General features: G+C 40.6%; 16 protein-coding genes. All 16 read left to right on the top strand.

All coding sequences use genetic code 11. The features are described 5' to 3' along the window. The first annotated feature begins 11 nt into the window (after nt 1-11). Nucleotides 12-398, top strand: coding sequence for an Imm1 family immunity protein (locus MNQ98_RS14265; protein WP_241933756.1), 387 nt, complete (start codon nt 12-14; stop codon nt 396-398). Nucleotides 399-435: 37 nt separating this feature from the next. Next, on the top strand, nt 436-585 hold the full coding sequence (locus MNQ98_RS14260; RefSeq protein ID WP_241933755.1) for a hypothetical protein: 150 nt from the start codon (nt 436-438) through the stop codon (nt 583-585). Nucleotides 586-699: 114 nt separating this feature from the next. After that, the gene (locus MNQ98_RS14255) at nt 700-1437 is read left to right on the top strand and encodes a hypothetical protein (protein ID WP_241933754.1); all 738 of its coding nucleotides are present in this window, start codon (nt 700-702) and stop codon (nt 1435-1437) included. Between the two features lie 588 nt (nt 1438-2025). Continuing rightward, on the top strand, nt 2026-2760 hold the full coding sequence (locus tag MNQ98_RS14250; RefSeq protein WP_347272257.1) for a DMT family transporter: 735 nt from the start codon (nt 2026-2028) through the stop codon (nt 2758-2760). 401 nt (nt 2761-3161) lie between these two features. Further along, complete coding sequence (locus MNQ98_RS14245) at nt 3162-3359, top strand: DUF2933 domain-containing protein (RefSeq protein WP_241933753.1); 198 nt, start codon at nt 3162-3164, stop codon at nt 3357-3359. Between the two features lie 983 nt (nt 3360-4342). Next, entirely contained in the window at nt 4343-5131 is a 789-nt protein-coding gene (gene lgt, locus MNQ98_RS14240) for a prolipoprotein diacylglyceryl transferase (protein WP_241933752.1), read from the top strand. Further along, nucleotides 5131-5541, top strand: a complete 411-nt coding sequence (locus tag MNQ98_RS14235) for a NusG domain II-containing protein (RefSeq protein WP_241933751.1) — start codon at nt 5131-5133, stop codon at nt 5539-5541. Before lgt ends, MNQ98_RS14235 begins: the two co-directional genes overlap by 1 nt. 272 nt (nt 5542-5813) lie before the next feature. After that, a complete protein-coding gene (locus tag MNQ98_RS14230; RefSeq protein ID WP_241933750.1) occupies nt 5814-6338 on the top strand; it encodes a CueP family metal-binding protein in 525 nt (174 codons plus the stop codon). Between the two features lie 229 nt (nt 6339-6567). Beyond that, the gene (locus MNQ98_RS14225) at nt 6568-7167 is read left to right on the top strand and encodes an NUDIX hydrolase (RefSeq protein ID WP_241933749.1); all 600 of its coding nucleotides are present in this window, start codon (nt 6568-6570) and stop codon (nt 7165-7167) included. Between the two features lie 42 nt (nt 7168-7209). Then, nucleotides 7210-8655, top strand: a complete 1446-nt coding sequence (locus MNQ98_RS14220; RefSeq protein WP_241933748.1) for an erythromycin esterase family protein — start codon at nt 7210-7212, stop codon at nt 8653-8655. 639 nt (nt 8656-9294) lie between these two features. Next, nucleotides 9295-9486 (top strand): hypothetical protein, encoded by a 192-nt coding sequence (locus tag MNQ98_RS14215; protein WP_241933747.1) that lies wholly within the window; start codon nt 9295-9297, stop codon nt 9484-9486. Nucleotides 9487-9565: 79 nt separating this feature from the next. Continuing rightward, nucleotides 9566-10132 carry a hypothetical protein gene (locus MNQ98_RS14210; protein WP_241933746.1) on the top strand — a complete coding sequence of 189 codons (567 nt, stop codon included), beginning with the start codon at nt 9566-9568 and terminating at the stop codon, nt 10130-10132. Between the two features lie 933 nt (nt 10133-11065). Further along, nucleotides 11066-12859, top strand: coding sequence for an alanine--tRNA ligase (locus MNQ98_RS14205; protein ID WP_241933745.1), 1794 nt, complete (start codon nt 11066-11068; stop codon nt 12857-12859). A 466-nt stretch (nt 12860-13325) separates the two neighbouring features. Continuing rightward, the gene (locus tag MNQ98_RS14200; RefSeq protein ID WP_481856768.1) at nt 13326-14783 is read left to right on the top strand and encodes an IS110 family transposase; all 1458 of its coding nucleotides are present in this window, start codon (nt 13326-13328) and stop codon (nt 14781-14783) included. Nucleotides 14784-15323: 540 nt separating this feature from the next. Then, entirely contained in the window at nt 15324-17561 is a 2238-nt protein-coding gene (locus MNQ98_RS14195; RefSeq protein WP_241933743.1) for an NPCBM/NEW2 domain-containing protein, read from the top strand. Nucleotides 17562-17917: 356 nt separating this feature from the next. Further along, nucleotides 17918-18229, top strand: a complete 312-nt coding sequence (locus tag MNQ98_RS14190; RefSeq protein WP_241933742.1) for a hypothetical protein — start codon at nt 17918-17920, stop codon at nt 18227-18229. Nucleotides 18230-18441 lie beyond the last annotated feature (212 nt).

Raw genomic sequence — 18441 nt, 5'->3', positions numbered from 1 at the left:
GGTGTTGACCGGTGATCACCGTTTATGAAGAACAGCGGAATGGAGCTGTAGCGGACACGATCGAGCATTCTCATGCATCGCTTGAAACGTGCCTGGAAGTCATCCGGCGGATGGATGGCTTCACGCGCAGTCAAGTCACGATTCGGTATATGGAGAACATGATCATGATCGGCGGCGGCAGTCACGAGTTCATCGTAACTGTGGAGACCGACACTACGATTCACAACCTTCTCGGCCCACTGGAGGAAGAAGACGAGTTTGTTGAGATTACAGTAGGCGGCCAAGCCTGCGAATTTCCCCAGAAGTACATCGTTAGCCTTGAGCTTATTGAATCTGCACTCCTTCAATTTTTAGAAGGCACAACTGCTGAACTAAACTGGGAAATTATTGATAAGTAACTACCTTATCATGAAGTCATAGGGAAGGAGGTTACCTATGAAAGATGCGTTAATGGAGAGATTAAAGATTTTTCTTCATCGGGAAGATAATAGAACACTAGTAGGCATTCCGGCGATCCGATTATCATTAATCAGGCAGGAAAGGTTCTCATCTGTTATCACGATACCGGGGAGATCAAGTTATTAGCGGATTCTTTCAAGGAAATGATCGAGGAAAATTTTTATGAATGGTAAGCTAAGCAGTTCCGATGAAATTAATCCGGAGAGGTATTTGATCGTTCAGGAAACAGGGGGAATATACATGTACATTGTATCTCGGCAAAAGCCGCTGTCCGAGGGCCAAAACCAAGTTCTTGCGAAGGAAGACGCCGCTATTTATCCACCAGGCTACCTTCGGTTTTTGCAGCGATTCGGTGAAGGGACTTACAGAGGGTGGATCAATGTCCAATTGCCTGATTCAGAGGTACTAAAACCTTTTGCTGGGTACGGGTTATGGGAGTGTGACGAAGACAGCCCCATTACTGAGCAGCAGATCGGCGAGTGTATCGCTATAGGCACGACGGTGGATGGTGATTTTCTGGCAGTACATCCCCAGACGGCTGGGCTGCTCTGGCTGCCTCGACATGCGGAGCACATAAAGGCTATTTCGCTGCAGGTACGGGAGCAGGAAGACGAAGGGATGTACGCCTTGGTACTAGACGAAATATACTGTCAGGTATATGGAAGCAGTCAAGAGGAAGCCGTCTATTATGAACCGTGGACGGGCACTCGGAGCCATCTCTTTTTGCGTTTGCAACCAGGGCAGGGCCAGCTTTCGCTGCCCGAGCTAGCCGGAGTGTGCCAAGCGGATTTTCCACCGGATTTGTCCATTGAGACCCCATATGCTTGCTTCCTGTTTTACCGGCAACTGGGTGGCTATGTACGATTAAATTATGCTTACCAGCAAGAGGTGGCCGTCTTCTATGAACAGGATGCACAACAGGCGTTTGCCGTTATAGAGCAATGGCTCTTGTCGAAAGGGTGCGAAACGATTTCATAAGATTTTGAAGTAGGGGTGAATAACTAACGATCCTGAGAAATCATCTGAGGTCCTGCTTTCTTTTGAAGGATTTCAAAGCGATCCATCATTTACTGGCCTGTCGTGAGTTCAATTTTTAATACAGACCGACACCAAGCATGAATATGCATGGGAGCACTCCAACTCTTATGGGACTGATTTCGTAAATCAGTAGAATAACGACTGTTGGCTACTGAAAACCTCAGTCGAGGTTGAACTAACAGGACACGATAGCACCATGACAACAGGCTGCCGAGATCATCGGCAGCCTGTTAAGCTAACGGGCAGGTTAACGGGGAGTCGATAAATGGTATTTTATAGCGTAAGCAAGTGAAAGTTCGTGTGTTATAATGCAAGAAACATGCCAGGACTCATAAAAATGAATCCACTGAAGAAGGAGGATAAAAATGTATAATTTTATTGCCCCCCCTGTAGAACCACAACAGTAGAATCTACTGTCAAGGTATCTACATGAAGTTTGATGCTCCTTTTCCATAGATTCTACTGTATGCAAGGGCAGACTATATCTTGTCGGTCTAACCATCATATTAGTAGAAAGTAGGAAAAAAATTGAAAGAAAAAATGTATTTCGTTTTGTCTATGGTGATTTTCGGTGCAGTTGGCGTTTTTGCAAAGTATATCGATTTGTGTTCAATTGAAATAGCTTTATTCATGAGTCTGATAGGCGGTTTGTTATTGTTCGGAATCTCCATCATAACCAATAATAAAGTATCTTGGTCTAACATAAAAAAGAATGCTCTTGCATTATTACTTGCAAGCATCGCCTTGAGCGGAAATTGGGTCTTTCTCTTTCAGTCTTATAAGGAAACAACAATCGCTAATGCCGCTTTAAGTTACTATTTCGCTCCTGTTTTGGTAATAGGGATGTCACCTATTGTGCTTAAAGAAAAGCTCTCCCTAAAAAAATGTTTATGTGCCTGTGCTGCCTTTTTCGGGTTGATTTTAATTTTACAGAGCGCGAGAAACGGTGAAGACGGCAATCATTCGATTGGTATCGTATATGGACTTATTGCGGCAACTTTTTATGCAACCCTGACTTTGACCAACAAATTTATTAGGAATATGAATGGACTGGAAATCACGATTACACAACTATTATTATCATCGATATTGTTGATTCCTGCCCTTTTTATTACTCAAGAGAAATTAGGGTTATATCAGTTATCAGGTAATTCCGTTATTCTTATTTTGATACTGGGTATCCTGCATGCAGGTGTGGGGTTCTACTTATTCTTTTCCGGAATGAAAGGGCTAGGTGGTCAAAGCATTGCTATATTAAGTTAAGTAGATCCCCTAACATCATTATTTATTTCAGCACTTGTGATAGGCGAAAGTATGACGTTATTTCAAATATTCGGCGCTTTCCTGCTACTGGGATCAACATTTATTAGTGAAGTAAGCATAAAAATAAAATATCCTTATAGAAGAACTAAAAATAAGTAACCCGCTCATTTTATTGAAGTCAACTTCAACAAATAATCGAAGGTAGCCGTCCAGAAGGGATTGGCTGCCTTTTTTGATATTTAAGGGTTAAACTTGGGTAGTTTCTATGATTTCAACCATGCAATGCAGCTTAAGCTAACGGGAAACACTAGTTTAAATCAGAAAGATTAAATCCTTCTATTAGAAGCAAATTGCTCTAAAATTCAGGTATAACAATTGTTCTTAGAAATGAGGAGTTCAAAATGGATTGGACATGGTTACTTTTACTGGCTTGCCCCCTCATGATGATCTTCATGATGTTTGGAATGCGCGGAGGTCATGGACACGGTCAACATGGAAAAGGTAGTAACGAGGATACGGAACGGATGCAAAGGGAACTAAATGAATTAAAAGCTCAGAACGAAATGATGCGTAAAGATATTCAAGATTTAACTCGCTAGAAGGAGTATCCAAAGGAGGAATAAATGTTGAATTGTTGCGGAAATCGCAATCATGGTAATAACGATAACCAACAAGCCTCACATCATGGTCAGAAATCGAAATCTCACAACTTAATGATGAGCGTTTGCTGTGTACTCCCTATCGTCCTAGTCGTTCTTGTTATTCTGATGAACGCTTATCGAGGTGAACCAACGAATTATCTGCTAATGGGAATATTACTAATTTACCCGATTTCTCATATGATTCTAATGTCTCTCATGAATAGGTGGAGTCATCGAAAATCATCCCATTAAGGAGTGGAATGCCGTTTGCGTTAGGTGCTGACGGCATTTGTTTTGTTCGCAACCAAGGTAGATTCTAGAGTGAGAAAGGTCATACAGATTAGTGAAAAACCTGTTTGTAAATAGGAACTTACACTACAACATAAAGTGATTTAAAGTATAGACTGGTTAATCGCACTGAAATGTCCATTAATGATGCTGCCGATGTTATTCTTCATGATGAAGGGGAATAAATCAGAGAAGCCATCGGATTGGTAACGCTCAAATCTACGTGCTTATTGATAGCGCTGGTTGGAGTGGTGATCTATTTCGGTTATCGATTGACTCGATATATTCAAGAGAAGAGAAAAAAAAGAGTGACTTCTGTTCTACTTGGCTCATATTCAGGCAGTACCTATGCGGCAGAAAAAGTCACATTGCAAACATCTGTAGATAAGGTCGTGGGAACCCCTATGTTTGGGGAGGCACGACCACAACGAGATTTGACTATTCGGGGTTCATCCTATAATGCGTTACTTCCAGATTAGAGGTATCTATAGTCAAAGGACTTATTAGTCAGATTCGCAATCTAGCATTGATAGAAGTAAATGGGGAATTCAGGGGTTACGAATTTGATGTGAATGTTTATTCGATCTTCACAGTTTCAACAAAACTTCTTCGTATAATGATGGTTATCTTAGGTCAGAGGAGGATCGAGTCTCGTGCAGGTGATTTTATTTCATATTGGTAGTTTTCCCGTTCGATCATACGGGCTCTTCGTAGCCATTGCGATTATTTTATCGGCATTCGTTGCCTATTACTTGGCCAAAGGTACGAAATACCGAAAACATGTCTTTGATCTGCTGTTATATGTAATTATTGGCGCAATTATTGGTGCACGTCTATGGGAAGTGTTATTTTTCCAATCCGCTTACTATTTCAAACATCCATTAGAAATCTTTCAAATTTGGAATGGAGGACTCTCTATTCAAGGTGGTTTGGTAGGTGGATTTGTAACGGGTCTGATCTACACGCGGATTCATAAGTTATCGTTTTGGGAGTTTGCGGACGTATTGGCTCCTGCCATCATTTTAGGGCAATCCATAGGGAGAATCGCTTGTTTCTTAAATGGGGATGCCTTTGGCGCTCCAACGAATTCAGGTTTTGGTTTGGTCTATCCCGAAGGGACAATGGCTTACGACACATTTGGTTCACAACCGTTGTGGCCGGCTGAACTGTTTGAAATGCAGTTGAACATGATTGTATTTGCGATTCTGATCGGACTGAAAAATGTGAAGTGGCCGAAAGGTTTCATCTTCCTTTCTTATAACATTCTATACAACACAGGGCGATTTTTTTTGGAGTTCTTACGAGGGGACACCCCTGAATATGCACTCCAATGGACAGCTGCTCAGTGGACAAGCATTGCTATTATTGTGATTAGTGTGATCTTCATGGTCTATGGCTTCGTCAATAAGAAGTGGAGAGAGAATCAACTTAAAGAGATGTGATGAAGTTGAACACCATGAAATTCAAAAAGGGAGATTACATCATAATTGCCGTATTACTGGTGGTCGCAGTGGCGATTCATGGGTTTTACGCTTTTCAAAAGTCATCTGATGAGATTCCACGTGGTGAGACTTATGCCCAGATCAAAGTTAATGGTGAAATCTATCAAACCGTTAAACTCACACAAGAGACACAAATGATAAAAATTCGCACGAAACGTGGCTATGATCTGCTTCGAGTTCGGGATTTCGGAATCGAAGTTGTGGAGTCTGATTGTCCCGAGAAAATATGTTTTACGTTCGGACATATTACAAAGTCCAATGAAGAAATTATCTGTTTACCTTTGCGGATGCACATCACCATTGTTGGCGGTGAGCCAAGTGATGATGAGTTGGACGCAATAGTATCATAAGTCAGAAATAAAGGAGCTTTCAATTGAAAAAGTCAGTGTATTATAGGATTCATTAGTATTGACGGTTATTGTAATTAGAAAATAAAAAAACCATCAGTGAATGAGATTTGTGGAATCTTCAACAATTTGTGCACATCAAATTAGAAGATTCTCTTGGAGTTTCATTAATAAGTCATAAGTTCTGTATCGCATAATTATGAAGGAGTGTATATGTGATACAATCAAAATAGTTGACCTTTCAATATGAGAAGAAAACGGGAGTGGAATAATGTATGAAAAAGGTTTTGCTCATAGTTTCGGGATTATTACTAAGTCTGGTGGCAGTAGCTTGTAACAGCAATAATAGTTCATCGAATGAAGCGGGGACACAGGATATTAAAGAAAAAGTTCATGCGTATAGTGTTGGTACCTTTGAGAATGTAACTGCATCTATTACATCACATGAACTCATTGTGACTGATAATGGTAAAAAGACTTCTTTTGACCTTCCAGAGGACGAGTTTTTTGTTTCGATTGCACCGTTTATTGAAAACACACATGAATGTGCTATCCACAATTTAACGGGGTGCCAAGGGGAATTAGCAGAAAAAAACTTCGATGTGCTTATTCAGGATGAGGAAGGTACTGTAGTGATGGATGAAACGATTACTTCTTTAGAGAATGGTTTTATTGATCTATGGTTACCGCGAGATCGGACATATCAAGTGAAAATTGAGTATGATGGCAAATCAGTAGAATCTGAAATCGATACTTTTAAAGATGACAATACTTGTATCACAACTATGCAACTAACATAACATTCCAAAAAACACTAAAGCCTGATCGTTCGGGCTTTTTTTATTTTAATGAGAAAGGACGTTCAAGACATCGATGGGAATTTTATTTAGCGCTAACGGACAGGATAGTTCAATAATTTCGCGAATACTCTATCTAAAGAATTATTTACGAAGTTCGTAGATAAGACGTTATGTAAAACTACTGCAAAATACTATTAAAGATCGAAATGCATAAATAGGTGATTCGACGATGTTTTATGTTAATGCAAGAGCATTTATTGAACGTCATAACAACGATAATACTGAAATAGTCATTCAGAACCGAAATAAGAAAAATGAAGAATCATTAGAATTACCAGGTGGGAGATTAGAGCTGTTTGAAGCCATATTAGATGGATTGAGACGCGAAGTATATGAAGAAACTGGATTGTCTGTTGTCGAGGTAGGAGGTAGTCATAAGCGAATTGATACACGTGAAATTAATCCTTATTTTGAGGTCGAGTGTTTAGAACCTTATTGTGTTTACCAAACCATTAAAGGTCCTGTTGATTCTATAGGAATGTATTTTATATGTAAAGCTGAAGGCAAGTTCCTAGAAGCAGGTGATGAAACGAATAATATAAGATGGGAAACGGTTGATGAAATCTATAGAATAATGTTAGAAGATCCAAGGAAGTTTTCTGACGTAGATCGTGGTGGGTTGAAGTATTATTTAAAACATGGTTTGGAAAGCAATTCGAAGATGGCAGTAGCGTCACATAACAGCGTATCTACGCTGCTTTCTACACCCTTGGATCGGGAAGAAGAGAATGTTCCCGCAACGAGGCTAAAGCCGCTAGGTCCGTCCTAAGTAGGTAGAGACTTATTCACTACGGAGAGGAGAGTTTTAGCAATGAGGCGATTTATTTTAGCATTGATGACCGTTATATCGATAATACTTACTGCTTGTTCTAGTCAACCAAATGATCTAACTAATAAACTAGAGAAATATGCTGTACCCGTTAATCAATTAACGATACCCGATGGTGTCCAAATTATTGGTTTAGGCGAAGCAACTCATAACAATGCTGAATTTCAGTCTGTACGGCTTGATGTATTTAAGGTGCTTGTTGAAAAGTATGGAGTTCGCACATTTGTATTGGAAGAGGATTTTGCTAATTCTGAATTAATGAATAGATATCTTTCTGGCGAGGACATAGAGTTGCAAGATGCATGGAAGGGCTGGACTCCCTTCTACCATACGCAAGAGATGGCTGCGTTATTCAATTGGATGCGCGAATATAATCGATCCGTATCTAGTGAAGAACAGTTGCAATTTTGGGGCATGGATGTTCAGCGACCAAACCTAATACCACCCTTACTTGGAAAGTATTTGAAAGATGTAGATAGTGGTCTTTACAAAGAGTTCAGCAGCATAAATGTTAGTGGAGATGACCTCGTGAGATTATCTCATCAATTAGTCGGTGATGAATTATATCCAGATAAAGATAGAGCATTGACTGCAACTAAGTATAAACGGTTACAACAACGATGGAGTCCACTGGTACAAGAGGATGTTCGTCTTATTGAACAATTGATACACAAAATGAATATGAATGCTGATCATCTTATTTCCAAGTCCAACAAACAATGGTACGAGGTCGCGATGCAGAATATGCGGTCTATATATGTCAACTATTCGTTGATAAATGATTCTTTGTTACGAGATTATAGTGAAGGTTATGGTTTCTTATACTTTATTTCATATTCGAATAATCGCGATACAGCAATGAAAGAAAAAGTGGATTGGATTTTAAATCAAGCAAACGGACCGATACTTATCGCAGGGCATAATGGACATATCTCTAAAAAGAATAAAGCGTCAGTGGACTATTTTGTTAAAATTGCAGAAGATAAAGAGATTAGTGTAGATAGCGAAATGCTAGAACCTACGTATATAGGAGAACACTTAAAGAAAAGTTATGGTGATGCATATTATACAATTGGAACATCCTTTAATGAGGGTGTATTAGCAGCAGACTACATGATAATAACTGATAAGAATCCGCCTTCATTAACAGTTCGTAGCGATAACACTCTACTGAATTCATTCATGCAGTTGCCAGAGGATGTTTATTTCTTGGATTTTGATCGTGCGAAGCAAGATAAGCAATTAAAGCGACTAATTTCTAAAGATGAGTTGAAAATGCCTAATATAGGTACTCTTAATGGTGTTGATTTGAATGATCCTAACAACCGCAACATGGACAATTATTATTTTGACATGAATTTAGATGAAACATTTGATGCATTGATTAATTTTCGAAAGGTAAACTTATTTACACCTTATTTGCGATAATTTAAGGAGAATAGAGCTTTGTTCAATTGTTGCAATGAGCTAAATATTGAAGAATCATCATGAAGAACATACATAGAAGATAATACAAAATAAAGAGCAGAATTAAGAACACCAGAGAAGAATGACGGCAGATAACAAAATGTTCCCGTAACGCGACTAAAGCCGCTAGGTCCGCCCAAAATAAGTAGAAGCTTATTCACTACGGAGTCACTACGGAGATAAGTCAGTAGCTGAGAAGTGAACTCCGCGGACACGTCTGCAAGGCTAAGTGGCGGAGCCAGCCGGCAATCTGGATCGCTAGGTGAGGATTAAGCGCGATAATATAAAAAAATCTATAAGGCGAAAAGAACGCAAGTTACTGACTGTACTTTATTGCATTAATTAAAATCCAACAAATCAAAATGTTTGTGACACAAACCATATGTGACGGGTGACAAAAACATTGTAACATTAGAAGTCACTGATTATGCGGCTTTTTATATTTATGTTATCAAGTTCTTGTCAAAACAGAATGACAAGAACTTGATAACATTCCCGACTGATGACAAGAACATTGTTACATTCCCGATATGATTTCATCGACCGCAGCAAATAAAGATAATTAGACGCCCTTTTATTAAACTAACGACACGCGAAGAAATGGCCCGCGTTGCAGCTCGTGCGATCGGAGAAACGAAAAAAGAAAATGACAAATGGATGTATCTCGCCACGAAAGCCGGTCTGATAAAAGGCGTCGGTATAGGGCAGATCGCTCCGAAAGGGCTGACCACACGTGCGCAGGCGATCGTTGTAATCGAACGAACGCATTCTTTCCAAGAACACCGGCACTGACCTCGACGTCGATAAGTATGCGGTCGGCAGTGCTGAAATCGCATGGCACGGTACGAACATCTTCACCGTGATGCCGGAAATGTGGGTAACAGCGGAAGCCCATCTGAAACAAGCTGGTAAGTCGTCGGTCGAAGAATTGTGGAACGAAAAGCTCATGACCATCACATCGAAAGACGGGATGTATCAAGGCAAGCTTGACGCACTTATCGCCATCGACCTTGCCGATCCCAACGACCCCAACCTTGGGTTGATTGCTCCGATCAATACGCTCAAATGGTTCAATAACCGACCTTCGATCAGGAACCTGATGGTCAAAGACCAGAAAAACAGTTACGTCTTGTATTTCAAAGGTGGAACGGTTTTTAACAAAGATACAAAAAAATATAATTCTTACGATCATCTGATGTTCCGGGTCGATGGATTTGATAGCCCTGATCGCAATGCCTTTTTCAAAGATAAAGGTGTGCTAAATGCAAGCGCCAGCATTTACCACGATAGCCTGTTCGACATCCCTGCCGTTATAATCCCAAAAACGGGAACTGTGCAAAATTATAGCGATTTGGTAATTAGACTACAAACACCAGCAGGTGGATGGTGGTTCAGCGAAAGTATTCCGCTCCGTCTAAAAGGTAACCTGGAATATTGAGAAGAAAAAAGGCAGTCAGAACGCTAAACGGTGCGGATCAAACTGCCTTTGACTTTGACCTTTGCCCCGTGTGGGGTGTTAAGCGAAGGACAGGAACGTAGGCGGCCTAAGCCGGGGCGATTTCCCACGGCTTAGGCCGCCTAGTTATCGGGCTGAGTAACCCCGCAGCGGTGCGTACCAGGTCTTAGGCGGTGTATTTTACCGTCTTAGAGCTGGTAGCATAAGCCCTTATTGTCTTAAAATCATTACTTGGCTCAAGCCAAGCCTATGCTGAAGCATATACAGAAAAAGGGCAGCCCCTTCAGGCCGCCCTTTTTAATATTCGGAATTACTTCGTGCTGGCAAATTGGCCAACAAAGTAATGTTCGTGTTCAACGATAAATACCGTGCTGCAGATGTCCAAAGAAAATAAAGTATTTTCTTAGTGCTTAGGTTAAGATAAGTCCCCTGTTTAAGCACTACATGCTACCCGCGTACGTTCTTTAATAGGTGATTGGAAATGGAATATAATGAGGAGGACGTAGCCAAAGCGAAGGCGCGAGAGCGTTCTTTTTATTGAACTAACGGGCAGTTTACGTTAATTAAGAGTGGGTTTTCGAGTATTATGCAGGTTGCTAATATACACGATTGACATCTGAATTCTAACTGGCTACAATAACAATAATTAGGAAATGATATAAATGAAATCAATGAATGAACAAAATATGCTACATTTCGTTCAGAGAGGGATGTTTTGGTGTGAAATCCTACGAAACTTAGTATGTTGCCGGTTCAGGAGTGCGGTTAATGCCCGCCGGTTTGACTCGTTATAGTCAATTGAGCTGATTGTATCGCTAAATGCGAAGACAATAACTTGGGTGGTACCGCGATTAATTCGTCCCAATCTTGGGGCGTTTTTTTGTTGTCTAAAATAGAGTAAAAGGAGAAATATCAATGAAACTGTATACATCTGAAGAGATTAGAGCGAAGTATATTCAGTTTTTTCAAGAAAAAGGTCATGCCGTCATTTCTAGCGCTTCCGTTATACCCGATAACGATCCCACCGTATTGTTTACGACAGCGGGCATGCACCCGCTGGTGCCCTATTTACTTGGAGAGAAGCATCCATCTGGAACGAGGTTAACCAATGTTCAGAAGTGTATACGTACTGTGGATATAGATGAAGTCGGTGATGATACCCATTGCACCTTTTTTGAGATGATGGGCAACTGGTCACTTGGCGATTATTTCAAACATGAATCCATATCGTGGAGTTGGGAGTTCGTCACTTCGCCGAACTGGCTCGATATACCCAAGCATAAAATTGCGGTTACTGTATTCGAAGGAGATGATGATGCTCCCCGTGATCAGGAGTCGTACGAGATATGGTGTGCATTAGGTCAATGTGAGGAAGAGATCTTCTTCTTGCCTAAAACCGATAATTGGTGGGGGCCAGCAGGTCAAACAGGTCCTTGCGGTCCCGATACGGAAATCTTCATTATCTCGGATAAAGAACGTTGCGGTCCTACATGTTCGCCAGCATGTGGATGTGGGCGCTATATTGAATTCTGGAATAATGTATTTATGAAATATAACAAAACGGCGGAGGGAAAGTTTGAACCGCTTGATCAAAAAAACGTCGATACGGGAATGGGCTTAGAGAGAGTGCTAGTCGCTTTGAATGGAGGAACAGTCTATGATAGCGACCTGTTTACTACGATATTCTCACGAATTGCAGAACTGTCGGAGACGGCATACGAAAATCAACCCAAAGCGTATCGAGTTGTTGCGGATCATACCCGCACGGCAGTATTTATCCTTGGTGATAATTACGGCATTACTCCGTCTAATGTCGACCAAGGCTATGTGCTGCGAAGATTGATTCGCCGAGCTGTTAGATTCGCAATGCAATTGAGTATTCAAGAAGGCGGTCTAGCGGATATCGCTAGCGCTGTGATTGACAAGTACGAGCTAATATACCCAGAGCTGCAAAGCAATCGCGATAAAATTATTAGGGAACTCCAGGCGGAAGAAGCTCGTTTTCAAAAAACGCTCGCGCAGGGACTTCGTGAATTCGATAAGCTTTCGATTTCATTAGTAAATGGTCAAATAGACGGTGCAGCTGCATTCAAACTTTATGATACATATGGGTTTCCCATCGAATTGACCATGGAACTGGCAACAGAGCGTTCCATCGCCATCGATCTGGAAGGATATCTAGAGAAATTTCAGAAGCATAGAGAGTTATCTCAAGCCGGAGCAGCCCAAAAGTTTAAAGGCGGTTTAGCAGATAATTCTGCACAGACGGCAAATCTGCATACGGCAACTCATCTTCTGCATGCTGCACTACGAAAGGTTCTCGGAGATGAGGTGGCGCAAAAGGGCAGCAATATAACGGCTGAGAGACTGCGCTTTGATTTTTCGTTCCATCGTAAAATGACTGAAGAAGAGATCGTGGCAACCGAGCGGCTGGTCAATGAAGCGATTGCCGAAGGCGTCGGGATTACGTTCGAAGAGATGACGCTTGAAGATGCACGTAGAACAGGGGCTATTGGTCTATTCGAGAGCAAGTATGGCCAGATGGTAAAAGTATATACGATGGGCAAATTCTCCAAAGAGATATGCGGCGGTCCTCACGCGGTGAATACGGCTGACCTTGGTACTTTTAAAATTGTTAAGGAAGAGAGCTCGTCTTCTAGCGTAAGGAGGATAAAGGCAGTACTTGAAAGCACTGATGCTTTACGCTAACGAGGAACGTTAGTTCAATAAATAGGCTTTTACCACTTTTGAGCAACGTGTTAAAATACCTTAGTACCAGTTAACCTCTGAGTCTAGTGTGGAGCTTGGAAAGACTTCTATAAAGTATTTGTGGTAACTGGTACCGTATTAGAAGGAATTAGCCCTTAATAGGCGTATATATAATTGTGCAGTGACCTCTCAGGGAACAACCGCCCAGAATAGGTTTGGAGCCGGCAGGACATCCTCCTGGACTTCTTTAACAGAAATGAGGCACTCCATGTTTTTGGCGCTGCACATTTAATGATTATTCAACCTGTCGAAAGAACTTAATAGAAGCCCTTTAAAGTTATTGAGGCGGATACTCGACCTCTCAGTTTATTATGGGTAATGCACCGAATCTAAAACCTGACATGCTACATTGGGCCCATTGTGGAGCTCTTAAGAAAACTTGGTTAATCTGGTGCAAATGATTCGAATAGGTGATCATAAGTTGGATAATTTTATGCTTACGGATACGAGCATTATTGAAGACCGAGACAACTCAAGAGTTTTTTATCCCTTCTATGTTGGAATAGATATTGGTTCGGATTTCCATGTTGCTGCTTGCATTCCATTTGAAAAGTTCCGCAGTGAGAAGGAATGGAAACGCAGTAAAACAATGAAGTTTAACTCGGATAGCCAAGGGATTACAAAGTTTATCCATGCTTTGGAAGATATTCAAGCACAATTCGGGTATAAACCCCAGGATTTCTTTATATTACTGGAACCAACTGGTGGGCATTATTCATATTTAGTTGTTAGAGTTCTATTAGATCGAGGCTATTCTATATATCAGGTTGAAAATAAAGCTGTAAAGGATTTTCGTGAACGCCAGCTAGGACTTAATGAAAAATCCGATGAAATTGATGCTAGGATTATGGCTTATATGGGATGGCACAAAACCCTTCATCCAGATATGCGTTCGGTGCGAATAGTTCGTCCTGCAAGTGAAGAGCAGGTTTTATACCGCACATTAACTAGGGATCGCTGGTTGCTTACTACTCAATTAACGAGACGTAAGAATCAAGTCCAGCAATTACTTTCTGTAACCAATCCTGAACTTAAACGAGCTTTTAAAAAGACAGGTGCGTTAAGTGTCCTCAAATTAGCTCTGAAGTATCCTACAGCGCAAGAAATGGCCAAGGTAACTCAAGATGAACTTAGGCAAACTCTAATAACAATTGGTGCAAGAACTACTGCTACAAAAGCCTCTATGACCTTGGCAGAACTATTACCCAACACATTAGCCTTGAACATTCCACACCTAGCTGAACGGCAAACGTGGCTTATTGAAGAGGCCTTGCGTATAGATGAAGCGATAAAAAGCATGGATAAACAGATAGCTTCCCTGCTTTATGGGAATAAAGAAAAAGGATATAAGCCTCATCCTTATACAATGATACTTATGTCCTTCCCTATCATGAGTGAATCTATGGCCTGTACATTTATCGGCGCTATTGGTGATATTGAACGTTTCTCAACATATTTAGAGCTTAAAAAGTACCTTGGTGTAGCTGCGGAGAATAAAATCTCGGGAACATCCGTTTTTAAGAGTAGGCAGACATGCGAGGGTGTTAGAGATACTCGCAGAGTTCTATTCTTAATGACTTTGCTATTAATATCTCCAAAAATAAGTGAAAATAGTTTTCGTGTTTACTATAAGCGATTAGTTGATCGAGGAATGGCGAAGAGAAAAGCAATAGGGCATGTATGCGGTAAGATTGCCCAAGTTTTATACTCATGCCTTAAAAACAATGAACCGTATGATCCTTTCAAACACGCGAGCAAAATGGGAGTAATCCTTGACGGTGATAAAGTAAGATTAAAGATCCCAGCTAATTTAGAAGATTACGAACGCCAAGCGGATGAGTTAGCAGATGACGATGTCTTATAAACGACCAGTATCTTACACTACCTTACACTGAACATAAATAGCCCATTGCATGTAAAATTGGAAATAAGAAGCTTCCAAATTACAGTGATGGGCTCATTTACATTTTTCTAAGCGCTACACTACATTAGACTGGCATGCCAACTGCAGCTGCGCAGCTCGCCGCCGCGTAAGCGTCAAATAGCCCCCACCTATTTGATGCTTGCCTCTAAAGAGTTTTGGACAAATAAAGAGATTCCAACATTTGTATCTAAAGAAATCAAAGAACTCCTACACTTCAAACGGTTTAGAGATTATGTTTAGTAATTATTTAATTTTTATCCTTGAAAGAAACCCACAGCTTATGTTGTGCGGTTTTTTTTTATTAAAAGCAGAATAAAGATGGTATTGAAGAAATAGAGATAAACGGTGTTATTTAACAAATGGCATTAAATGGAATTAAATAGTGTCATATTAGTCTGATATCCATTTAATACTTACCAAGGTGGATATGCCAGCATTTAAATGCTAGCTATGCATAAATTATTTTTTTAGGAGGATTTGATGAGAAAACTTAAGAAGTCACTTCAGGTCTTATCTCTTATGGTGGTAACAGCGGTTGTAGTAGCTGGCTCGCCATCTTGGGCACTAGCCCAAACTTCAGAGGCAGCCATCACACCATCAGAGGAAGCCATTACACAGCAAAGTAATCTTGTTGTTCAGCGAAATTTTGAAGTAAAAGCCCTTGGAGATATATGGGCGGAAGGCGAGCGAGAGCGTAGATTCATAAATGCTCGAAAAATATATCAGCCAACAGGTCTATATGCAAATGCCAATGAACAAATTGTGATTGAAGTTTCAGGTGACAAACCAATTACAGCGATTATTGGGACACATCGTCATGATAACGAGTGGGCGATTAGTTATCCATTACAAGCAGGTATAAACACAATTTCCTCACCAAATGGCGGTTTGTTGTCTTTTGATAACAGCAACAATGAAGGTAGTATTAATGTAAATGTAGTGAGTGGGGGTAGTCCTGTTCCATTCTTTGTATTAGGCAAGAATACAAAAGAGGATTGGCAGGCAATGATGAGTGCTTATCCTAATGCACCTTCTGTTGTTCTTCAATCAGAAAAAGCCCTCTTAGTCTTCACATATGCTTCTGTTCAAAACCATATCTTGAATCAAGACCCGGTTCCTGTTTTACAGACTTATGATACGTTTATTGGAGCACAGGATAACATTTCTGGACTATCAAATTCTGATTCTGATCCTAGACATCGGTTAGATAAGCATCTGATTGGCGTTATTGAACAACCAACATACACAGGCGGAGCGTATGCATATGCAAGTTGGGATGGGGCAATTATGCCTACAAGTACTGGAGCAAATGCAGATGCTTTAGACCTTACAAGAATGGGTTGGGGGCAGTATCACGAGGCAGGTCATTTGAGACAACAAGGGCCTTGGACTTGGGATGAGATGACTGAGGTGACAGTAAATCTATATTCTCTAGCTGCTAAGAAGGTTCTTAAACCTACTGAGCCTGCAAGGTCACAAGGCGAGTACTTAGCTGCTTTCTCGTTTGTAGATCAGCCAACCAAGAATTTTACAGACTCTAAATCAAAATTAGAAATGTTGTGGCAACTTAATCTTGCTTTTGGGGATAACTTCTACCCAGAGTTACATCGATTATATCGTGAGATGGCAAAAACTGATCTGCCAACTACTGATGATCAGAAAAAACAGGCATTTATTCTAAATACTTCAAAAGTAGCTCACTATAACTTGACGCCTTTCTTTGATAAATGGGGTTTGTCTGCAACAGATGACACACGAAACAAGATTAATTCATTGAGTTTACCTCTTCTAACTGCACCAATTTGGTTTGGGTCAGAGTATAACATCATTAAACCGACAGATGGAATGGATAAGGTAAAAGGTATTGGGGGTATCATTGCTGTAACAACAAATAGCCAAGAGACTTCAAGTGAAAATAATGCCGCAGCATATGCATTTGATGGAAATCCAGATAGTATCTGGCACAGTGAATGGAATAAACCAAATCAGTTTCCTTACAATATTACAGCAAAGTACCTAAATCCCTCAACATTCTCCAAACTAACCTATCTACCACGACAAACTGGTGGAGAAAATGGTATTATTACAAATTATAAAATCCTAACTAGTCTTGATGGGGTAACATTCAATGAGATTGCAACAGGCACTTGGGCAAAGGACAACACAGAAAAGACAGTAACTTTCACACCTACTCTTGCTAAATATGTTCGACTTGAAGTACCTCAAGGTGGTGGAACAAATGGTTTTGCATCTGCAAGTGAGATTAAAATCTTTGAAACCGATCCAATAACACCACAACCTGTTATAACGTATCTCAGCGATATTGATTGGTTTTCTGCAACAACAGGTTGGGGAACAGTCCAAAAAGATCGTAGTGTTGATGGAAATACGCTGAAGTTAAATGACAAGACCTATACAAAAGGTTTGGGCACACATGCTAACAGTGAAATTGTCTACAAACTGAATGGGCAGTACACATCCTTTGCCGCGTTAGTTGGGGTAGATAGTGAGGTAGGTTCTGTAGGTACTGTGGAGTTCCAAGTTGTTGTAGACAATCAAGTTGTATTCTCTAGTGGTAAAATGAATAAAAATACAGAGGCAAAAGAGGTAAACGTTAATCTTTCTGGAAAGAATGAGCTAAAACTTAAAGTAACAGATGGTGAGGATGGTATAAATAGTGACCATGCTGATTGGGTAAATGCTCGTCTTATCAAATAGTATTGTAAGGTTAAAGCACGTCAAAAAGAGAGGGGTCATTCCCTCTCTTTAGTTTTAGGGTTGATTGACAATATGTAACTTTAATAGTAAGCGTCAAATAACCCACACCTTGTTATCAAGATGAGGGCTATTTTGCCTCAGTCTAGACTTTATTTTCTCTGAACAACTAATATAGCGATTTTTTTGTTTTATCGGCACAAGTTCTGTCCCGAGTTGAGGACAAGAACTTGTACCCATTGCCGTAAAAGACAAGAACTTGGTCCGATTACCGATTTGATCCATTGCTTGACGGGCAAATCATTGAAGTTCGCTCCGGTGAAGAGGATATCGTCACCGTAGTGACTGAGTGATGGGTCATGATGATTGTGAGGGTTAAGAACAAGGAGCACGCTTTTACGATTCCGGTCCCTTATGCCGTATTGCGCATGGGGAGCGGTTTCCTTACTTCCAATTTAGTCCAGCGTAAAATAAAGGATTGGCTGAACAAGCACGGCAGACATGCGGGTGGGCACTCGAGCCGGAAGCATGATTTCGATTCGGACAGCAGCCGGTTCGGGATTGAACTGGTACTGTCGATTCTCGAAAACCGAAGCACGAAGCAAGCGATTAGGCAGTTCATGAAGGAATTGAAATGTTGCAAAGTACGTTTCTTCCAAATGAAATGTTAGCAAGTAGGGAATAGTTCAGGAGCTCGTTTGGGGTTTGCTGTACTGTTAAGTTTCTCCAGTATGAAGCACGATTTCCCTCACATAAATTTAAATTGCCAAAAGCAGTCATCCAATACATCGCAAAAAAGATCTGAGAGTTCTTTGATTCTCGCGAGGATACTGTCCAAGATGCCGAAGGAATGAGCGATTGGCTGTGTCGTATTTCGAAATCA

Origin of the sequence: Paenibacillus sp. N3/727, from assembly GCF_022637315.1 — a bacterium.
Classification (GTDB): domain Bacteria; phylum Bacillota; class Bacilli; order Paenibacillales; family Paenibacillaceae; genus Paenibacillus_AQ; species Paenibacillus_AQ uliginis.
The sequence above is the reverse complement of the archived record's forward strand: the minus strand, read 5'-3'. Positions and strand labels throughout refer to the sequence as shown.

Excerpts from the sequence above, each read along its gene's own strand:
- MNQ98_RS14245 (WP_241933753.1), top strand. The coding sequence starts at position 3,162 with ATGGATTGGACATGGTTACTTTTACTGGCTTGCCCCCTCATGATGATC.
- MNQ98_RS14235 (WP_241933751.1), top strand. The coding sequence starts at position 5,131 with ATGAAGTTGAACACCATGAAATTCAAAAAGGGAGATTACATCATAATT.
- MNQ98_RS14260 (WP_241933755.1), top strand. The coding sequence starts at position 436 with ATGAAAGATGCGTTAATGGAGAGATTAAAGATTTTTCTTCATCGGGAA.
- MNQ98_RS14210 (WP_241933746.1), top strand. The coding sequence starts at position 9,566 with ATGTGGGTAACAGCGGAAGCCCATCTGAAACAAGCTGGTAAGTCGTCG.
- MNQ98_RS14215 (WP_241933747.1), top strand. The coding sequence starts at position 9,295 with ATGGCCCGCGTTGCAGCTCGTGCGATCGGAGAAACGAAAAAAGAAAAT.
- MNQ98_RS14195 (WP_241933743.1), top strand. The coding sequence starts at position 15,324 with ATGAGAAAACTTAAGAAGTCACTTCAGGTCTTATCTCTTATGGTGGTA.
- MNQ98_RS14225 (WP_241933749.1), top strand. The coding sequence starts at position 6,568 with ATGTTTTATGTTAATGCAAGAGCATTTATTGAACGTCATAACAACGAT.
- MNQ98_RS14190 (WP_241933742.1), top strand. The coding sequence starts at position 17,918 with ATGATGATTGTGAGGGTTAAGAACAAGGAGCACGCTTTTACGATTCCG.
- MNQ98_RS14205 (WP_241933745.1), top strand. The coding sequence starts at position 11,066 with ATGAAACTGTATACATCTGAAGAGATTAGAGCGAAGTATATTCAGTTT.
- MNQ98_RS14220 (WP_241933748.1), top strand. The coding sequence starts at position 7,210 with ATGAGGCGATTTATTTTAGCATTGATGACCGTTATATCGATAATACTT.
- MNQ98_RS14255 (WP_241933754.1), top strand. The coding sequence starts at position 700 with ATGTACATTGTATCTCGGCAAAAGCCGCTGTCCGAGGGCCAAAACCAA.
- MNQ98_RS14230 (WP_241933750.1), top strand. The coding sequence starts at position 5,814 with ATGAAAAAGGTTTTGCTCATAGTTTCGGGATTATTACTAAGTCTGGTG.